The 16,115-nt window shown below is 33.3% G+C and carries 14 protein-coding genes; 5 read left to right on the top strand and 9 right to left on the bottom strand.

The features are described 5' to 3' along the window. Positions 1–43 precede the first annotated feature (43 nt). Positions 44–895: a hypothetical protein gene (locus tag AC9UEH_RS00690; RefSeq protein WP_509527418.1), complete on the bottom strand. Its 852-nt coding sequence runs from the start codon at positions 893–895 to the stop codon at positions 44–46. A gap of 111 nt (positions 896–1,006) precedes the next feature. Between AC9UEH_RS00690 and AC9UEH_RS00685 the strand changes: the two genes are divergently transcribed. Together AC9UEH_RS00685 and dnaG are read left to right on the top strand one after the other, a co-directional pair. After that, a complete protein-coding gene (locus tag AC9UEH_RS00685) occupies positions 1,007–1,984 on the top strand; it encodes a polyprenyl synthetase family protein (protein WP_509527415.1) in 978 nt (325 codons plus the stop codon). A 62-nt stretch (positions 1,985–2,046) separates the two neighbouring features. Beyond that, on the top strand, positions 2,047–4,023 hold the full coding sequence (gene dnaG / locus AC9UEH_RS00680) for a DNA primase (RefSeq protein ID WP_509527413.1): 1,977 nt from the start codon (positions 2,047–2,049) through the stop codon (positions 4,021–4,023). Here dnaG and AC9UEH_RS00675 read toward each other — a convergent pair. Further along, the gene (locus tag AC9UEH_RS00675; RefSeq protein ID WP_509527411.1) at positions 4,020–4,649 is read right to left on the bottom strand and encodes a LuxR C-terminal-related transcriptional regulator; all 630 of its coding nucleotides are present in this window, start codon (positions 4,647–4,649) and stop codon (positions 4,020–4,022) included. The genes dnaG and AC9UEH_RS00675 overlap by 4 nt on opposite strands. Before the next feature lie 90 nt (positions 4,650–4,739). After that, positions 4,740–5,807: an anhydro-N-acetylmuramic acid kinase gene (locus AC9UEH_RS00670; RefSeq protein WP_509527409.1), complete on the bottom strand. Its 1,068-nt coding sequence runs from the start codon at positions 5,805–5,807 to the stop codon at positions 4,740–4,742. 93 nt (positions 5,808–5,900) lie between these two features. On the opposite strand from AC9UEH_RS00670, the gene AC9UEH_RS00665 reads away from it, so the two are divergent. Further along, positions 5,901–7,040 (top strand): acyl-CoA dehydrogenase family protein, encoded by a 1,140-nt coding sequence (locus AC9UEH_RS00665; protein WP_509527407.1) that lies wholly within the window; start codon positions 5,901–5,903, stop codon positions 7,038–7,040. Between the two features lie 74 nt (positions 7,041–7,114). Here AC9UEH_RS00665 and AC9UEH_RS00660 read toward each other — a convergent pair whose 3' ends face one another. The 4 genes from AC9UEH_RS00660 to AC9UEH_RS00645 all read right to left on the bottom strand — a co-directional run bounded on the left by AC9UEH_RS00660 (position 7,115) and on the right by AC9UEH_RS00645 (position 11,498). After that, positions 7,115–9,265, bottom strand: a complete 2,151-nt coding sequence (locus tag AC9UEH_RS00660) for a S46 family peptidase (RefSeq protein ID WP_509527405.1) — start codon at positions 9,263–9,265, stop codon at positions 7,115–7,117. Between the two features lie 312 nt (positions 9,266–9,577). After that, complete coding sequence (dinD, locus tag AC9UEH_RS00655; RefSeq protein WP_509527403.1) at positions 9,578–10,438, bottom strand: DNA damage-inducible protein D; 861 nt, start codon at positions 10,436–10,438, stop codon at positions 9,578–9,580. Between the two features lie 156 nt (positions 10,439–10,594). Beyond that, positions 10,595–10,747, bottom strand: coding sequence for a hypothetical protein (locus AC9UEH_RS00650; RefSeq protein WP_509527401.1), 153 nt, complete (start codon positions 10,745–10,747; stop codon positions 10,595–10,597). A 112-nt stretch (positions 10,748–10,859) separates the two neighbouring features. Next, entirely contained in the window at positions 10,860–11,498 is a 639-nt protein-coding gene (locus AC9UEH_RS00645; RefSeq protein WP_509527399.1) for a hypothetical protein, read from the bottom strand. A gap of 386 nt (positions 11,499–11,884) precedes the next feature. Between AC9UEH_RS00645 and AC9UEH_RS00640 the strand changes: the two genes are divergently transcribed. Both AC9UEH_RS00640 and AC9UEH_RS00635 read left to right on the top strand, forming a co-directional pair. Then, a complete protein-coding gene (locus AC9UEH_RS00640; RefSeq protein ID WP_509527397.1) occupies positions 11,885–12,700 on the top strand; it encodes a UDP-2,3-diacylglucosamine diphosphatase in 816 nt (271 codons plus the stop codon). Positions 12,701–12,717: 17 nt separating this feature from the next. Continuing rightward, complete coding sequence (locus AC9UEH_RS00635; RefSeq protein WP_509527395.1) at positions 12,718–13,707, top strand: glycosyltransferase family protein; 990 nt, start codon at positions 12,718–12,720, stop codon at positions 13,705–13,707. 62 nt (positions 13,708–13,769) lie between these two features. Here the strand turns inward: AC9UEH_RS00635 and obgE are convergent, their stop codons facing one another. Both obgE and AC9UEH_RS00625 read right to left on the bottom strand, forming a co-directional pair. Continuing rightward, a complete protein-coding gene (obgE, locus tag AC9UEH_RS00630; protein ID WP_509527393.1) occupies positions 13,770–14,804 on the bottom strand; it encodes a GTPase ObgE in 1,035 nt (344 codons plus the stop codon). Positions 14,805–14,886: 82 nt separating this feature from the next. Beyond that, entirely contained in the window at positions 14,887–16,107 is a 1,221-nt protein-coding gene (locus AC9UEH_RS00625) for a hemolysin family protein (RefSeq protein WP_509527554.1), read from the bottom strand. Between the last annotated feature and the right edge of the window lie 8 nt (positions 16,108–16,115).

The raw sequence follows: 16,115 nt of genomic DNA, 5'->3' as shown, positions 1-16,115 counted from the left end.
CCGAACGTTTTTCTTAATAAAAAATTTAGTTATTTATTAATTCCTAAAAAGTAAATGGAATTGCTACTCCACCGTCAATTGAAATAGTCGCAATGTTATCGCAAGTTCCTGTTCCATAATCTAATACCGCAGTGTGATATGGTCTTGTAATATTAACGGTTCCTGAGACAATTCTGTAATTACAACTCATTCTAATTCGAAGTGGGGAAGTTGCAGATATTGCATTAGTATGAATAGCTCCTGTAGGGAAAGTTGTTGCCCATGAACCTGTAACTACATAAACATTGTCATGCCAATCTGTTCTTGTATCATATCCTTCAACACATTCTCTGGTTCGTGAACCAACTCGAGTATAAACGTCCCCGCGAATAGTAAAAGTCATATTCATATCCATAACGGTAACTGGATGTATAGCAGTTTGATAAGTTGTGCTTTGTAAAGATCTAGTTATTGTTCTATTTCCTTGAACTAACATATCATTATGATAAAAATTAACGAAAGTGTAAGAAATCACATAATTCTGAGCGGTATAATTTAAATTTCCGCTAATCGTAATTACACCTCTAAGTATCGCTCCGTTTGGCATAGCACAACCAGTAGTTCCAAAATTAATTGTTTTAGTCCAAGTGGTACTGGTAACAGATGTAGTAACGGTAGCACATGTAGGTAACAATGTATTTTCTACATTAGCATTAGGTCTGCCAGTTGGATTTTGTTCAGCGTATTGATCATCTATAACATCTGTAACATCATTTGAAATTTGATCAATTTTAGCATTAGTTGCTATGTCTGCAGTGGTAAAAGTAGTTGCAGTATCATTGTTGTCTTTTGAACAACTCGCAAATAAAATAACAGCAAATAAAGCCACTATTTTCAATAAAGAATTTGTTTTCATAAGTAGTTGATTAATAAGTTTTAAATAAGACTTAAACAAAAGTAAAAGGTTTAATCGAAATAAAAAAATTTAATTACAAAATAGTTTCAAAGCTGTATCTTTGGAATCTCAATGAACGTAATATCTCAAATAAAACAACCGATTCTTCAGGAGATGGAACTTTTCGAAATAAAGTTTCGGGAAGCGATGCTTTCTAAAGTGGCATTGCTCAACAGAATCACCTATTATATTGTCAATAGAAAAGGAAAACAAATGCGTCCAATGTTTGTTTTTCTTACTGCGAAAATGCTTTCTAAAGGCAGCGTTAACGAACGAACTTTTCGTGGTGCTTCTGTAATTGAGCTGATTCATACGGCGACGTTAGTTCACGACGATGTAGTGGATGATAGCAATCAAAGGAGAGGTTTTTTCTCCATAAATGCACTTTGGAAAAATAAAATTGCGGTTTTGGTTGGTGATTATTTACTGTCAAAAGGATTATTGCTTTCCATTGACTATGGCGATTTTGACTTGTTGAAAATTATTTCAGTTGCTGTCCGAGAAATGAGTGAAGGGGAATTACTTCAAATAGAAAAAGCCCGCAGATTAGACATTACCGAGGCTATTTATTATGAAATTATCCAAAAGAAAACAGCTACATTAATTGCTGCATGTTGTGCGCTTGGAGCAAAATCTGTACTCGATGATGCCGTTCAAGTAGAGAATATGAGAAAATTTGGAGAACTTATTGGAATGGCATTTCAAATCAAAGATGATTTATTTGATTATTCTGAAGAAGCAATTGGAAAACCAACAGGAATTGATATTAAAGAACAAAAAATGACATTGCCATTAATTCACGTTCTCAATATTTGTTCACCAAAAGATAAAAGTTGGCTTATCAATTCAATAAAAAATCATAATAAAGATAAAAAGCGTGTAAAAGAAGTGATTGCTTTTGTGAAAGACAATCACGGACTTTCGTATGCCGAACAAAAAATGATTCAATTTCAACAAGAAGCCTTACAACTTTTAGAAAATTATCCAAAATCAGAGTATAAAGATTCTTTGATTATGATGGTAAATTATGTAATTGAAAGAAAAAAGTAATATATTGGATTACTGAAAAAATTTGTAACTTTGAACTTTAACATTTCAACCCCTAAAATAAATTGATTTCAAAAGCAACCATTGACACCGTTTTCGAAACTGCTCGAGTAGAGGAGGTTATTGGCGATTTTGTACAATTGAAGCGTGCGGGAAGTAATTTCAAAGGATTAAGTCCTTTTTCTGACGAGCGTTCCCCATCTTTTATGGTATCGCCTGTCAAGCAAATTTGGAAAGATTTTAGTTCTGGGAAAGGTGGAAATTCAGTTGCTTTTTTGATGGAACACGAGCATTTTACCTATCCAGAAGCCATTCGATATTTGGCCAAAAAATACAATATCGAAATTGAAGAAACTGTTCAAACAGATGAAGAAAAAATAAATATTGACGTTCGCGAAAGTATGTATTTGGTTTCTGAATTTGCTAAAAATTACTTTCAAGATGTACTTTTAAATTCTGAAGAAGGAAAAGCCATTGGATATTCTTATTTTAAAGAACGTGGTTTTACCAATGAAACGATCAAGAAATTTGCTTTGGGTTATTCGCCGGAAGCTTGGGATGCATTTACCAAAGAAGCATTAGGCAAAGGATATAAATTGGAATTTTTGGAAAGTACAGGTTTGACAATTCCAAGAGACGACCGTCCATTTGACAGATTCAAAGGGCGTGTGATGTTTCCAATTCAGAGTATGTCGGGTAGAATTTTGGGTTTTGGCGGAAGAATTCTTACCAATGACAAAAAAGCAGCAAAATATCTGAATTCCCCTGAAAGTGATATTTACCATAAAAGTAAAGTTTTATATGGAATTTTTCAAGCCAAACAAGCCATTGCAAAACAAAATAACTGCTTTTTAGTTGAAGGGTATACCGATGTGATTCAGTTCAATCAATCGGGAATTGAAAATGTGGTTTCCTCTTCGGGAACGGCTTTAACACCAGACCAAATCCGTTTAATTAACAGATTAACAAAAAATGTTACGGTGCTTTTTGATGGAGATGCTGCAGGATTGCGGGCTTCTATTCGAGGAATCGATTTGATTTTGGAAGAAGGAATGAACGTTCGCGTTTGTGCTTTTCCTGATGGCGAAGATCCAGATAGTTTTGCACGAAAAACTCCTTATGAAGATTTGGTTTTGTATTTAGAAGAAAATTCTAAAGATTTTATTCAGTTCAAAGCGTCTCTTTTGATGAAAGATGCAAAGAATGATCCAATCAAAAAAGCAGAATTAATTCGGGATATGGTTTCCAGTATTTCTAAAATCCCAGACCGAATTCAACGCGAAATATACATCCAAGAATGTTCTCGAATTATGGATATTTCAGAGCAAGTTTTGCTGAGTACTTTGGCTCAATTGGTTCAGAAAGACATAATAGAAACTGGAAAAAAAATCAAACAAGAGCAAAAAGCTTTTGAAATTGTAAAAAGTGATACTTCAATTACAATCGAAAAAGTGGATGTTTTATATCAATTGGAGCGCAAAATCATTGAAATTTTACTTTTATATGGAAACCTAAAAGAAGAATTTGAAGATGTGCTTTTGAAAACAAATGCCGATGGAGAACTAGAAAACAGCATCGATAAAAAAGAATATTTCGTTTACCAAAGAGTCTATTTAAGTTTGCAAGAAGATGAGGTTGAACTTGCAAATGAATTATTTAAAGGAATTTATACTAATCTAGTTGACTATTTTAATCAAAACGAAGGCTTTAATATTGAGCACTATTTGATGCAATTGCCACAAGAATTTGCGCAAGAAGTTACCGATATTTTGATGGAAGATGAAAAGTTAGCATTGCACGATTGGGGCGGACAAAACATCTTTGTAAAGCAAAAAAACGAAACGATAAGTCAGTATGTTTCCGAAACAATTCTAACGTTGAGATGGTATTTAGTTGATAAAATCATTGAGGAATTAAAAGGTTCTATTTTGCCTGAACCCGACGCTGATAACACGGATTCATTGTCATTGGCGATGGATTACTACAAATTAATCAATTCTTTTTCGAATAAATTAGGACGTGTTATGTCACGTTATAACTAAACGATTTCTAATTTTTTAGCTTTATTAACCAAATCAACTAAATTGGTAACATTCAATTTTGTCAACAATCTTAATTTGTATGTGCTGATTGTTTTTTCATTTAGATGAAGAATTTTAGAAATTTCATTGTTCTTTTTTCCATCACTTAAATAGCGTAAAACTTCAATTTCTCTATTGGAAAGTTTACGATAAACGCGTTCACTTTTATTTTGACGACCAATTAACGCAAAGTTTTTCTTTACAGAATCACTCAAAACGATTTCACCGCGATTCACTTTTTGTATTATTGCCCCAAGAGTTTCTAGCTTTTCAGATTTATGAACATAAGCTGAAACGCCTGATTTTATTGCGTTAGTTGCATAAATTTGCTCTGAAAGCTTAGAAAAAATAATCACTTTTGAATTTGGATTATTTTTCAAGATTGCTTTTACATCAAAAATACTTGAAAGCCCATTGAGCTCAAGGTCAAGAATTAAAACATCAATTTTTTTCGTTTTAAGCGCATCTTGTATCATAGAAAAGTTTCCAATATTAGAAACGATACTAATGTCGGAATGGTCTTTAAAATACGATTTTATCCCAAAATGAACTACTGGAAAATTATCTGCAAGACAAACATTTATCATAATTCCTAGTTTTTAAATTACTATAACTATTTGAGATACGTAAAGTTACGAAAAAAAATGATTGTTTCAGTTTTATTTATCTTTAACTTTTTATTGTTGGTATATCATTCCTGAACTATGATTCATTTTTGCGCCAGTTACGCTGCTTAAAGTATTGATTTCATCTCTTAATTTCAACACGCCAAGTAATCCAAAAATTAAAGCTTCTTTGAATTCAATTATTTTTGTTTCAGGTATAACAATTTTTGTTTCGGGCAAATGAAATTGAACTCTTTCAATCATAAAATCATTATACGCACCACCGCCCGTTATGAATAGATTATTTTTTTTATTGGCCAAAGCCAATGCGATTTGAATAGCAATATGTTCTGTGAAAGTGTTCATTTTATCTTCTAATGCTATTGGATAACTTTCAATTAGTGGTAAAATTATTTCTTTTACAAATTCAAAACCCAAGGATTTAGGGTATTTCTTTTGATAAAAATCCAATCGATTCAAATCATTTAATAATCCCGAATTGGTAGTTCCAGTTCTTGAAATTGTTCCTTTATCATCGTAATCTAAACCCAATTGATTGGCATAGAAATTCAAAACGGTATTTACAGGTGAAATATCAAAAGCAATTCTTTTTCCATTTTCCTCAAAGGAAATGTTTGAAAAACCGCCCAAATTCAGACAATAATCATAATTTGAGAATAATAATCGGTCACCAATTGGAACTAATGGTGCACCTTGACCACCCAATTTCACATCTTGAACTCTAAAATCACAAACTACTTTTTGTTTGCACAATGCAGCAATTTCAGGTAAATTTCCAATTTGTAACGTAATTCCGTTTTGCGGTTGGTGCAAAATAGTATGTCCGTGGGAACAAACTGCATCAATATTTTCAATTTTATACTTGTCGATAAAATCAAAAATTACATTTCCTAATAATAAGGTATAATCGGTATTTAATTTTTGCAATTCCAATTTTGAAAATCCAACAGCAATTTTAAGTTGGTCAATCCATTTTTGGCTATAGCCAATAGTTTCACTTTCAAGGATTTGAAAACTCCATTTCCCATTTATAATTCCAAAATTGAGGTGTGCCAAATCGATACCATCAAGCGAAGTTCCCGACATTACACTAATTATATTATATTTTTCAAGAATCATTGGCTAAAATTAATAAATCATTTTGAGAATATAATAATTTAAAAGTATATTTGTCTATATTTTTTAAATTAATCACAATTATTATTACTTATTATGGATTTTAAACTTACGGAAGAGCAATTAATGATTCAACAAGCAGCTAGAGATTTTGCTAAAATGGAACTGTTGCCTGGAGTAATTGAAAGAGATGAGCATTCAAAATTTCCAACTGAGCAAGTCAAAAAAATGGCGGAACTTGGTTTTATGGGAATGATGGTTGACCCAAAATATGGTGGTTCTGGATTAGATAGTATTTCTTATATTTTAGCGATAACAGAAATTGCAAAAGTTGATGCTTCTTCAGCCGTAATTATGTCGGTTAACAATTCTTTGGTTTGTGCTGGTATTGAAAAATATTGCAACGAAGAACAAAAACTAAAATACTTAATTCCTTTGGCAACAGGCGAAGTTATTGGTGCTTTTTGTTTGTCTGAGCCTGAAGCAGGTTCTGATGCAACTTCACAAAAAACAACTGCAATTGATAAGGGCGACCACTATCTTTTGAATGGAACGAAGAACTGGATTACCAATGGGAATTCGGCTTCGACCTATATTATAATAGCTCAAACCGATATAGAAAAAGGTCACAAAGGAATCAACGCTTTTATAGTGGAGAAAAGTTGGGCTGGTTTTGAAATTGGGATTAAAGAAAAGAAAATGGGAATTCGTGGTTCCGACACCCATTCTCTAATGTTTACCGATGTGAAAGTTCCCAAAGAAAACAGAATTGGCGAAGACGGATTTGGATTCAATTTTGCAATGGGTGTATTAAATGGTGGTAGAATAGGAATCGCTGCACAAGCTTTAGGAATTGCAAAAGGCGCTTTTGAATTGGCATTAAAATATTCTCAAGAACGTAAAGCTTTTGGCAAAGAAATTTTTAAGCACCAAGCAATTGCATTCAAATTAGCTGATATGGCAACACAAATTGCAGCAGCAGAAATGTTAGTTTTCAAAGCAGCATCAGAAAAAGATACGGGAGAAGATATTTCTCAATCAGGTGCAATGGCTAAGTTATTTGCTTCACAAACTGCAATGGACACTACAATTGAAGCCGTTCAAATTCACGGTGGAAATGGTTATGTTGCCGAATATCACGTAGAAAGAATGATGCGTGATGCGAAAATAACTCAAATTTATGAGGGAACTTCTGAGATTCAACGCATTGTAATTTCTCGAACTTTGATTTCTTAATACTAATTTACACAAATAAAAAAAGTCCTAAAACACCTCGTTTTAGGACTTTTTCATTTAATGAAATGTGGTTTTTATTTCGCCAATGTCATTTCATCGACAATGTGTTTTGCACCTGAGAATTTCTCAATTACCCATAAAACATAACGAATATCAACATTAATTGTACGTTGTAATTTTGGATCAAAAATAACATCTCCAGCCATCGCTTCAATGTTTCCATCAAATGCCAATCCGATTAATTCTCCTTTACCATTCAAAACTGGCGAACCTGAATTACCTCCAGTTATATCATTGTCAGTCAAGAAATTTACGTGAAGTGAACCGTCTTTGTCTGCAAAACGACCGTAATCTTTGTTTTTATTCATTTCAAGAACTCGCACTGGCAAATCAAATTCTTCATCGCCTTTCTTGTATTTTTTAACTTGACCGTCTAATGTCGTGTAGTTATTAATTTTTGCATCGTTTCTTTTGTCAGCTGGCAAAGCACGAACTTTCCCGTAAGTCAAACGCAACGTAGAATTCGCATCTGGATATTTTATAGTACCAATTTTTGATTCTCTCAAACCTTCCACCAACAATCTAAAAGCTGCACCATAATCATTTTGAGCTTTTGCAATTGCATCCGATTTTGAATTCATATGCGAAATCATATCATTTGAAATGCTATACAACGGGTCACTTGCCAACAAAGCATCACTTGGAAAATCCAAAAATGCTTGTACTTTTTCTTTTGAAGTTAAAATACTCAATTCAAAAGCAGCATTTACAAATTTTGAATAATCGTAATTGTTTTCTTTTCCAATTTTTTCAACCATTGGAGCAATTCCATATCCAATCGATTTTGTTGCATACAATTTCAATTGCGCTGTCAACAAATCTTTTTCAGCAGGAAGGTATAAATCCTTAAAAAAACCATCCGCCATTTCAGTAATCATCGGAGCCATTGTAGCGCGTTTTGCAGCGTCAGCCTTTGCGTAATTGTCCAATTGTTTTCCTAAAGTTCTAGCAATAGCCCCAAAAGAGGTCGTTCTCATTAACTGTTGCAAATAATTATCGTGACGAGATTTCTCATTTGTCAACGCATAATACACATTTATATTCGCAATTACATTTCCGTATTTTGCTTTGTTTGCAGCTATATTTGCCCATTTGTCAAATTTAGCTTCTTGAATCACTTTTGATTTTGCAGTCCCGAATTTGCTTAAAGCATCAATCATTCCTTGACGGTTTTTCCAATAATTGGCGGTAGAAGCAAATTTTGAAGCATATACCAATCGAAGCGCATCACTTTGCTCCATATATTTCTTCATATTATCCATACCCGTTTTTGCACCTTCAACCCAAGCTGGATAGGCAAACTTCACGTTTTGCTCAATTCCACCTGCTGGCATCCAACGGTTTGTTCTTCCTGGATAACCCAAAATCATAGCGAAATCGCCTTCTTTAACACCATTTAAATTCACAGGTAAGTAATGTTTTGGATTCAACGGAACATTATTTGTAGAATAATCCGCTGGATTTCCATCTTTATCAGCATAAATTCTAAACATAGAAAAATCGGCTGTGTGTCTTGGCCATTCCCAGTTGTCGGTGTCGCCACCAAATTTTCCTAAACTTTCTGGCGGAACACCTACTAAACGAACGTCTTTATAGTCTTGATAAACAAAATAGTAATATTCATTTCCTTGAAAAAACGGACGAACAGAAACGGTATATTTCCCACCTTCATTGTTTTCTTTTTCAATAACTGCAATTTCCTGATTCACGGCTTTTTCTCTTTCCGCTTCCGTCATTTTATCATTTACTTTTGCCAAAATACGTTTTGAACAATCATCCATACGAACAAAAAACCGAACATATAAACTTGATGGTTTCATTTCGGCAGCTTTATTTGCTGCCCAATAACCATCTTTCAAATAGTTTTTATCAGCAGTCGATAATTCTGCAACCGCATCATATCCACAGTGATGGTTCGTTAAAACCAATCCGTCTTTCGAAATTACTTCTGCTGTACAACCGCCATTAAACTGAACAATTGCATCTTTTAAACTGTGATGATTAATGCTGTAAATTTCTTCGGCGGTCAATTGCAATCCCATTTTTTGCATATCTCGGTGATTCAAACGTTCAATGAACATCAAAAACCACATTCCTTCATCCGCCTTAACGCTTGCAGGAATAAGCATAATCCCTAATAATAAGGATAAAATAATTTTTTTCATAGTTATAGTTTTAGTGCTGCGAATATAATTCTTTTTCACAATTCGATTGACATTACACTACTAAAAACTACTGATTTACAATAAATTTTAAGTTTTTATTAGTATTTGGGCGAATGGCCGGGCTATCCGCTGTATCCACGCCCAAAAGCGTGGGATGCCGCTGCTATCCCTATCGCGGTTTTTGGTGGGTTTGAAGTTTTTGGGTTTGAAGGCGTCTTAAAAGAAGTACGAATCATTGCTTAAAGTTCAATTTGGATATTTACTTTTTATAATTCACATTATGCGAAAAATTATTATTCTAAATATTTTGCGCTACTTTTTGTTATTCATTTCTTGGTTTTTCTTTACCTCTTTCAAAATTTTATTTTCTTCACTTTCTAATCTTCGTTCCACTTTTTTTACATCTTCGGATGCTGGCAATTGCTCTGGTTTAACACCTCTGTCGTGAAGCATTTTTCTGACCGCTAAATTGTTTTCGATATGTTCTTTTGTGATTTGATTGTCACCTTTTAAATTTTTGTCCACTACATTATGGCTTGTTAATTCTGTTGCAAAATCTTTAGCTTTAATTGACAGTGTTGGAAGAAAATCTGCTAACGGACGATTTGCTGGAACTTGTAAAATTCGTTTCATATCATTAGTTGTTCTTCCTCCAAATAATGCTTGATCGCCTTTTGAACGAATAATTGAAAAACTTTTATTATCAATTCCTCTTTCAAAAATAATTCCCGATAATTTTTTTTCGGATTGAGATAGTTTTTCACGAGCGTTAACTCTTGCTACATGTAATAGTCTTTTTTCAATGATTTCCTGCTTTCTTGTTTGAACTGCAAAATAAGTTTGAGCAAAAGCAATTTCAGATTTTGTAGTTGCATCTCCGTTTTGTGCAATCAAATAACAAGCGTACCTTGTAAGAGCTATATCTTCAATGGGTTTTTGAGCACCGCTTCCAATTTCGACCATTTTGCTGAATACAGCAAAATGGTTTTTAGTGTCTTCTCCTGCTTGTTCACAAGATTTTTCAGCTTTATCAATTACATTCTTAAAGTTTCTCCATTGTGAATACCCAAGAATTGTTTGAAGTTCTCTTGAACTCCAACACTCAATACCTTCGTAATCATAGCAAGCATCTTCAAACTTTTTAAATAATTCTGATATATATTCTTTTTTCATAGTTTTTTATTTTTGAAACACAACATCTTTATGATATTATAAAAAGTGTTTTTTGAAAAATTCTTAATTTTGAAACCACCAAAATTCCGTTCTAATTAATCACGTCTTTCTGTTCCTTTAACTCCGTAAACAGTGTCTTTAATTTCTTTCCAACTTTTAGTTTTCATTTTCTTTTAATTTATCATTATGATACATTTCCATCAAACGCAATGCTTTTTCAATTTCGCTTTTTGGTGTTTTTAAAACAAATACTTCCCAAATTGGCAGAAAACCTATTTTTGGGCTGTTATTTATTTCAATAATATTCATAATATCCATAATGAAATTCTTGTGCTCGTCTGAGGAAAAAATTATCTGTGATTAGCTTTTCAAGTTCGTCAACTATACTATTAAGTATTTTAGTTCGTTCAATCTTTTTTTCTTATCCCAAAGTATTAAAATCAATTTTACTTTCATCTTTAATAAGTTGTCGCAATGATTTTATATAAAATTCTTTTTGTTTTGTAATATCATATGTTTTAGAAATGTTGTCTTTGGTTTTTGGCAACAAGTAAATTGAATATTCTGCATACCCTAAAATCCTTCTACTTTGGTGTCCAAAATAGGTTCCGCCATATTCAAAATAACCAAATAGTGAATTGATATTTGAATATATATCTATGAGTTTTTGTCTTTGTTTTACAAATTCTTTGACGCCATTTCTTTGTTTAAGAAAATAAGCATATAAAACATAATAACCGTCTTGCCCAACTTCACTTCCAAATTCTTCTTGGTCATTAGCATTAAAATATGCTTGGTCAGGATTATCGGGATAATCTTCAAAAAACTCTGAATGTTTATCTACAATCTTATTAAAGTCATTTTTATAGTATTGTAAAGTGTCACCAATTTCAGTTGTAATTATTAAAGTGTCTTTTGTTGTATAATATTTTGAATTAGAAGTTTTAAGAATTGTCGCAACTTGCTTGATCGTGTCTGTGGTAGTTGTTTTGTTAGCCAGTTTTACTTGGCTGTTGCAACTCAAAGTTGACAATATTAATATACATAGAATTTCCTTCATAATTTTTGGTACTTATGTCCTGATTTTAGAACTATTGTGAATTAAAGAAGTTGAATATTTAGTCTTTTCAAAGTTAACCTAATAAAGTTACAAATCGCAAAGTAAACAAGTAATAAACTTATTGCAAGACTATTTTATTAATTCCCCGCGTGAGGGATGGCAGTGGAAATCCTCTGCGGAACGAAGTGGAGCAGAGATTGTAACGCACAGCCCGACCGAGTTTAACTAGAGATTGCTTCGTTCCTCGCAATGACATAAGCGAGGGCACGCCCAAATATAAAAATTGAGTTTTTTTAATGTTAATTTTAAATAAATTAAATAACGATATAATAAAATTATAAAAACAATAAATTAACATTATATAAGCAATTTTGTTAAAACTAAAAATGAAAAAGAAAAGGAAAATTCCATTAGTAGTTATAAGCGATGTGCACCTTGGAACATATGGTTGCCACGCCACGGAATTGCTACACTATTTGAAATCAATTCAACCCAAAACGTTGGTTTTAAACGGTGATATTATCGATATGTGGAACTTTTCAAAAAGCTATTTTCCAGCTTCTCATATGAATGTTTTGCGGCACATTATTAAAATGTCCACAAATGGAACGCGAGTAGTATACATTACAGGAAATCACGACGAAGTTTTGCGTAAATATTCCGATTTAATTTTAGGAAATTTTGAATTGGTAGACAAACTAGTTTTAGATTTAGATGGCAAAAAAGCCTGGATTTTCCATGGTGATGTATTTGATTCTTCCACACAAGGGTATGCTAAAATATTGGCTAAGATTGGTGGTAAAGGCTATGATTTGTTGATATTAATAAATAGTTTCTTGAATTTGATAATGGTATTATTAGGTAAAGAAAAGAGAAGTTTTTCTAAGAAAGTAAAAGACAGTGTTAAAAAAGCAGTCGCTTTCATTACCGATTTTGAAAAAACGGCTGCAGAAATTGCCATCGATAAAAAATTCGATTATGTGGTTTGTGGTCATATTCATAATCCTCAAATGAAAGTGGTTAAAAACGAAAATGGCTCGGTAATGTATTTAAATAGTGGGGATTGGGTCGAAAACTTAACGGCATTGGAATATAAAAATTCCGAATGGAGCATTTATCAGTATAATAAAGAGCATTATCAGAATTCTGATACGGTTGAGGAATCGATTTCAGAAGATTATGCTTTAAAAATTCTTTCCTAAATACATTTAATTTACACATGAAAATATTTTATGCAATTCAAGCAACGGGAAACGGACATATTAGTAGAGCCGTTCAGTTGTATCCGTATTTGAAAAAGTTTGGAACTGTTGATTTCTTTATGAGTGGCAATAATGCGAGTTTGAATGTTGATATTCCTATTAAATATAAAAGCAAAGGATGTAGTTTGCATTACAGTAAATGCGGCGGTTTAGATTATTGGGAAATTGCCAAAAACATTAATCCTTTGCAAATGTATCAGGATGCAAAAGCGTTGCCTTTGTCAGATTATGATGTGGTAATTAATGATTTTGATTCGATAACTTCTTTGGCGTGTAGGATTCAAAAAGTGAAATCGGTGCAATTTGGACATCAAGCGAGTTTTATGTCGGATTTGACCCCAAGGTCTGAAAACAATAATTTTATGGGAGAATTAATACTGAAAAAGTATGCTTCTGCATCAAAGTATATTGGGCTTCATTTCAAACAATATGATTCCTTTATTCATCCGCCAATTATTAAAGACGAAATTTTTCAAGCAACACCTAAAGACTCGAATCATATTTCGGTTTACCTTCCTTCATTCGACAGAGAATGTTTGGAAAAAGCATTTCATAAAGTAAAAGGCATTGAATTTCAATGGTTTTTAAATGATATTAAAGAAATTCGTAAGGAAGGAAACATTACTTATTTTCCTGTAAACCAAAAACTTTTCAATGAAAGTTTGATAAATTGTCACGGAATTCTAACCGGTGGTGGGTTTGAAACTCCTGCCGAAGCATTGTTTTTGAACAAAAAAATATTGAGTATTCCAATCCAAAATCATTACGAGCAGGAATGTAATGTGGTGGCTTTGAAATTATTGGGCGTTCCAGTTCTTAGTAAAGTGGGGGATGATTTTCATATTGAAATAGAAAATTGGTTGAATGGCAAAATTGAATATCCAAAAATTGAAGCCAATGACATTCCAAAAACATTACAATTTTTGTTTGATACGTATAATGATTAACTGGAATTAGTCACAAAAAAAGCCATCAATTGACGGCTTTAAATTTTATATTTGAGATAATTCTATAAATTATGACTGTTTTCAGGAACGTCGTCTTCCATGTTTAGCATACTCCATAATTTGTCTTTCAACTCCGAAAGCCCTTGTTGCGCAACGGATGAAATGAACATATAGGGCGTTCCTGCGAAATCCTTATCCAACTGGGTTTTCAACTCTGATTTGAGTTCATCGTCCAACATATCGCATTTTGAAATCACAACAATGCGTTCTTTATCCAACATTTCAGGATTGTATTTTGTCAATTCATTTACCAAAATATCATATTCGTCTTTGATATTTGGGGTGTCAACGGGAACTAAAAACAGCAACGTGGAATTTCTTTCGATGTGTCGTAAAAAATAATGACCAAGCCCTTTTCCTTCAGCGGCACCTTCAATAATACCTGGAATATCGGCGATTACAAAGGATTGAAAATCACGATACGCCACAATTCCAAGATTTGGTTTTAAGGTTGTAAACGGATAATCGGCAATTTTTGGTTTCGCAGAGGTCAATACTGAAAGTAACGTCGATTTTCCAGCATTTGGAAAACCTACTAAACCAACATCGGCAAGGACTTTCAATTCCAAAATCATATCCACTTCTGTGGAAGGCAAACCGGGCTGAGAATATCTTGGCGTTTGATTGGTTGAACTTCTAAAATGCCAGTTTCCTAAACCACCTTTTCCACCAAGAGCAATAATTCTGCGCTCTCCGTGCTCGGTAATTTCGAATAAAATTTCATTGGTTTCTTTGTCGCGAACTACTGTTCCCAATGGCACTTCTATGAATTTGTCATCGCCGTCGGCACCGGTACTTCTATCGCCACCACCATCGCCACCGTGTCCTGCTTTTACGTGTCTTGCAAATTTCAGATGAAATAATGTCCAAAGACTTTTGCTCCCAACAAGATATACGTGTCCACCGCGACCACCATCACCACCATCGGGACCACCTTTTTCAATAAATTTTTCTCTGTGTAAATGCGTTGAACCTTTACCGCCTTTTCCAGAGGAAACATATATTTTTACGTAATCTACGAAATTTCCTTCAGTCATTATTTTAGTATTCAGTGTTCAGTGTTCCGTTTTTTAGTGTTCCGTTATTTACGGAACACTAATAACTGCAAACTGAGCACTATTATTTTATGGTTTTCACCATCACTTTATCAATCCTCACGCCATCCATATCGATTACTTCAAGCTCATATTTTTGCCAAATCAGTTTTTCTCCTTGCTTTGGAATTCTTGACAATTCGGTCATAATCAAACCGCTTACCGTGGTAACTTCATAGTCATTTGTCAATTCGTCCAACTCAAAATAAGTTAGAAAATCGTGTAATGAATAATGCCCGTCAACAAGCCAAGTTCCGTCTTCTCTTTCAATTAATTGATAATCATCATTATTGAAATCGGCTGCATCGCCAACAAGTGCTTCCAAAATATCATTCAATGTAATAATTCCTTGAAAAATTCCATATTCATCTGAAACAAAAGCATAATGAACACCACTTTTTTTGAAATTTTCTAATGCTTTATATGCCGATGTTTGCTCCATAATGAAAGGCGCATCGGTCATTATTTTTTCTAAACTGAAATCCTCATTATCTATATTTGAAAAGATGTTTTTTAGATTTACAACTCCAACAATGTCGTCATAATTTTCGCCATAAACTGGATATACAGAATGTAATTCCTTTAGCATAAATTCTTTAACTTGCTCTCTATTAGATGCTAATGGCAAAAAAACTACCGATTGTCGGTGTGTCATTAACGAATTTACTTTTCGGTCTCCAATGTGAAAAACACGTTCCACAATGTCTTGCTCAATTTCCTGAACTTCTCCGCCTTCGGTACCTTCTTTTATGATTGCTTTAATTTCTTCTTCCGTAATTTTTCCATCGGAGGAAGGCTTAATCATTAATATTTTCAATAAAAACTCCGTTGAAATTGTAAGCAACCAAATGAATGGTGCTGTAGCTATTGAAATCATTCTCATCGGAATAGCTACTGCTTTTGAAATAGCTTCGGGATGGTTTAATCCAATTCTTTTAGGTAATAATTCGCCTAATACCAAAGAGAAAAAAGTCAATATTATAACAACAAATCCCACCGCAATTGAGTGTGAAAAGGGTTTTAGAACTTCAAATCCACTCACAAATAACTGAACAGAAGTTGTAATAGTATCGCCGCTAAAAATACCTGTTAAAATTCCAATTAATGTAATCCCAATTTGAGTGGTTGACAACAATTTATTGGGCGTATTAGCCAAATCCAAGGCAACTTGTGCACTATGATTTCCTTTTTTAGCGGCATTTTCCAATCTGTTTTTCCTCGCAGATATCAATGCGATTTCCGACATTGCAAAAA

This window comes from Flavobacterium sp., assembly GCF_040402835.1.
Lineage (GTDB): Bacteria > Bacteroidota > Bacteroidia > Flavobacteriales > Flavobacteriaceae > Flavobacterium.
Note: the sequence above shows the minus strand (reverse complement) of the source record. Positions and strands in the feature narration are given on the sequence as shown.

What these genes read in the sequence shown, in the direction of transcription:
- AC9UEH_RS00675 (WP_509527411.1), bottom strand. Translation starts at nt 4,649, where the DNA reads ATGATAAATGTTTGTCTTGCAGATAATTTTCCAGTAGTTCATTTTGGG.
- AC9UEH_RS00665 (WP_509527407.1), top strand. Translation starts at nt 5,901, where the DNA reads ATGGATTTTAAACTTACGGAAGAGCAATTAATGATTCAACAAGCAGCT.
- AC9UEH_RS00645 (WP_509527399.1), bottom strand. Translation starts at nt 11,498, where the DNA reads ATGAAGGAAATTCTATGTATATTAATATTGTCAACTTTGAGTTGCAAC.
- AC9UEH_RS00685 (WP_509527415.1), top strand. Translation starts at nt 1,007, where the DNA reads ATGAACGTAATATCTCAAATAAAACAACCGATTCTTCAGGAGATGGAA.
- AC9UEH_RS00660 (WP_509527405.1), bottom strand. Translation starts at nt 9,265, where the DNA reads ATGAAAAAAATTATTTTATCCTTATTATTAGGGATTATGCTTATTCCT.
- AC9UEH_RS00650 (WP_509527401.1), bottom strand. Translation starts at nt 10,747, where the DNA reads ATGAATATTATTGAAATAAATAACAGCCCAAAAATAGGTTTTCTGCCA.
- AC9UEH_RS00640 (WP_509527397.1), top strand. Translation starts at nt 11,885, where the DNA reads ATGAAAAAGAAAAGGAAAATTCCATTAGTAGTTATAAGCGATGTGCAC.
- AC9UEH_RS00670 (WP_509527409.1), bottom strand. Translation starts at nt 5,807, where the DNA reads ATGATTCTTGAAAAATATAATATAATTAGTGTAATGTCGGGAACTTCG.
- dinD (WP_509527403.1), bottom strand. Translation starts at nt 10,438, where the DNA reads ATGAAAAAAGAATATATATCAGAATTATTTAAAAAGTTTGAAGATGCT.
- obgE (WP_509527393.1), bottom strand. Translation starts at nt 14,804, where the DNA reads ATGACTGAAGGAAATTTCGTAGATTACGTAAAAATATATGTTTCCTCT.
- AC9UEH_RS00625 (WP_509527554.1), bottom strand. Translation starts at nt 16,107, where the DNA reads ATGTCGGAAATCGCATTGATATCTGCGAGGAAAAACAGATTGGAAAAT.
- AC9UEH_RS00690 (WP_509527418.1), bottom strand. Translation starts at nt 895, where the DNA reads ATGAAAACAAATTCTTTATTGAAAATAGTGGCTTTATTTGCTGTTATT.
- AC9UEH_RS00635 (WP_509527395.1), top strand. Translation starts at nt 12,718, where the DNA reads ATGAAAATATTTTATGCAATTCAAGCAACGGGAAACGGACATATTAGT.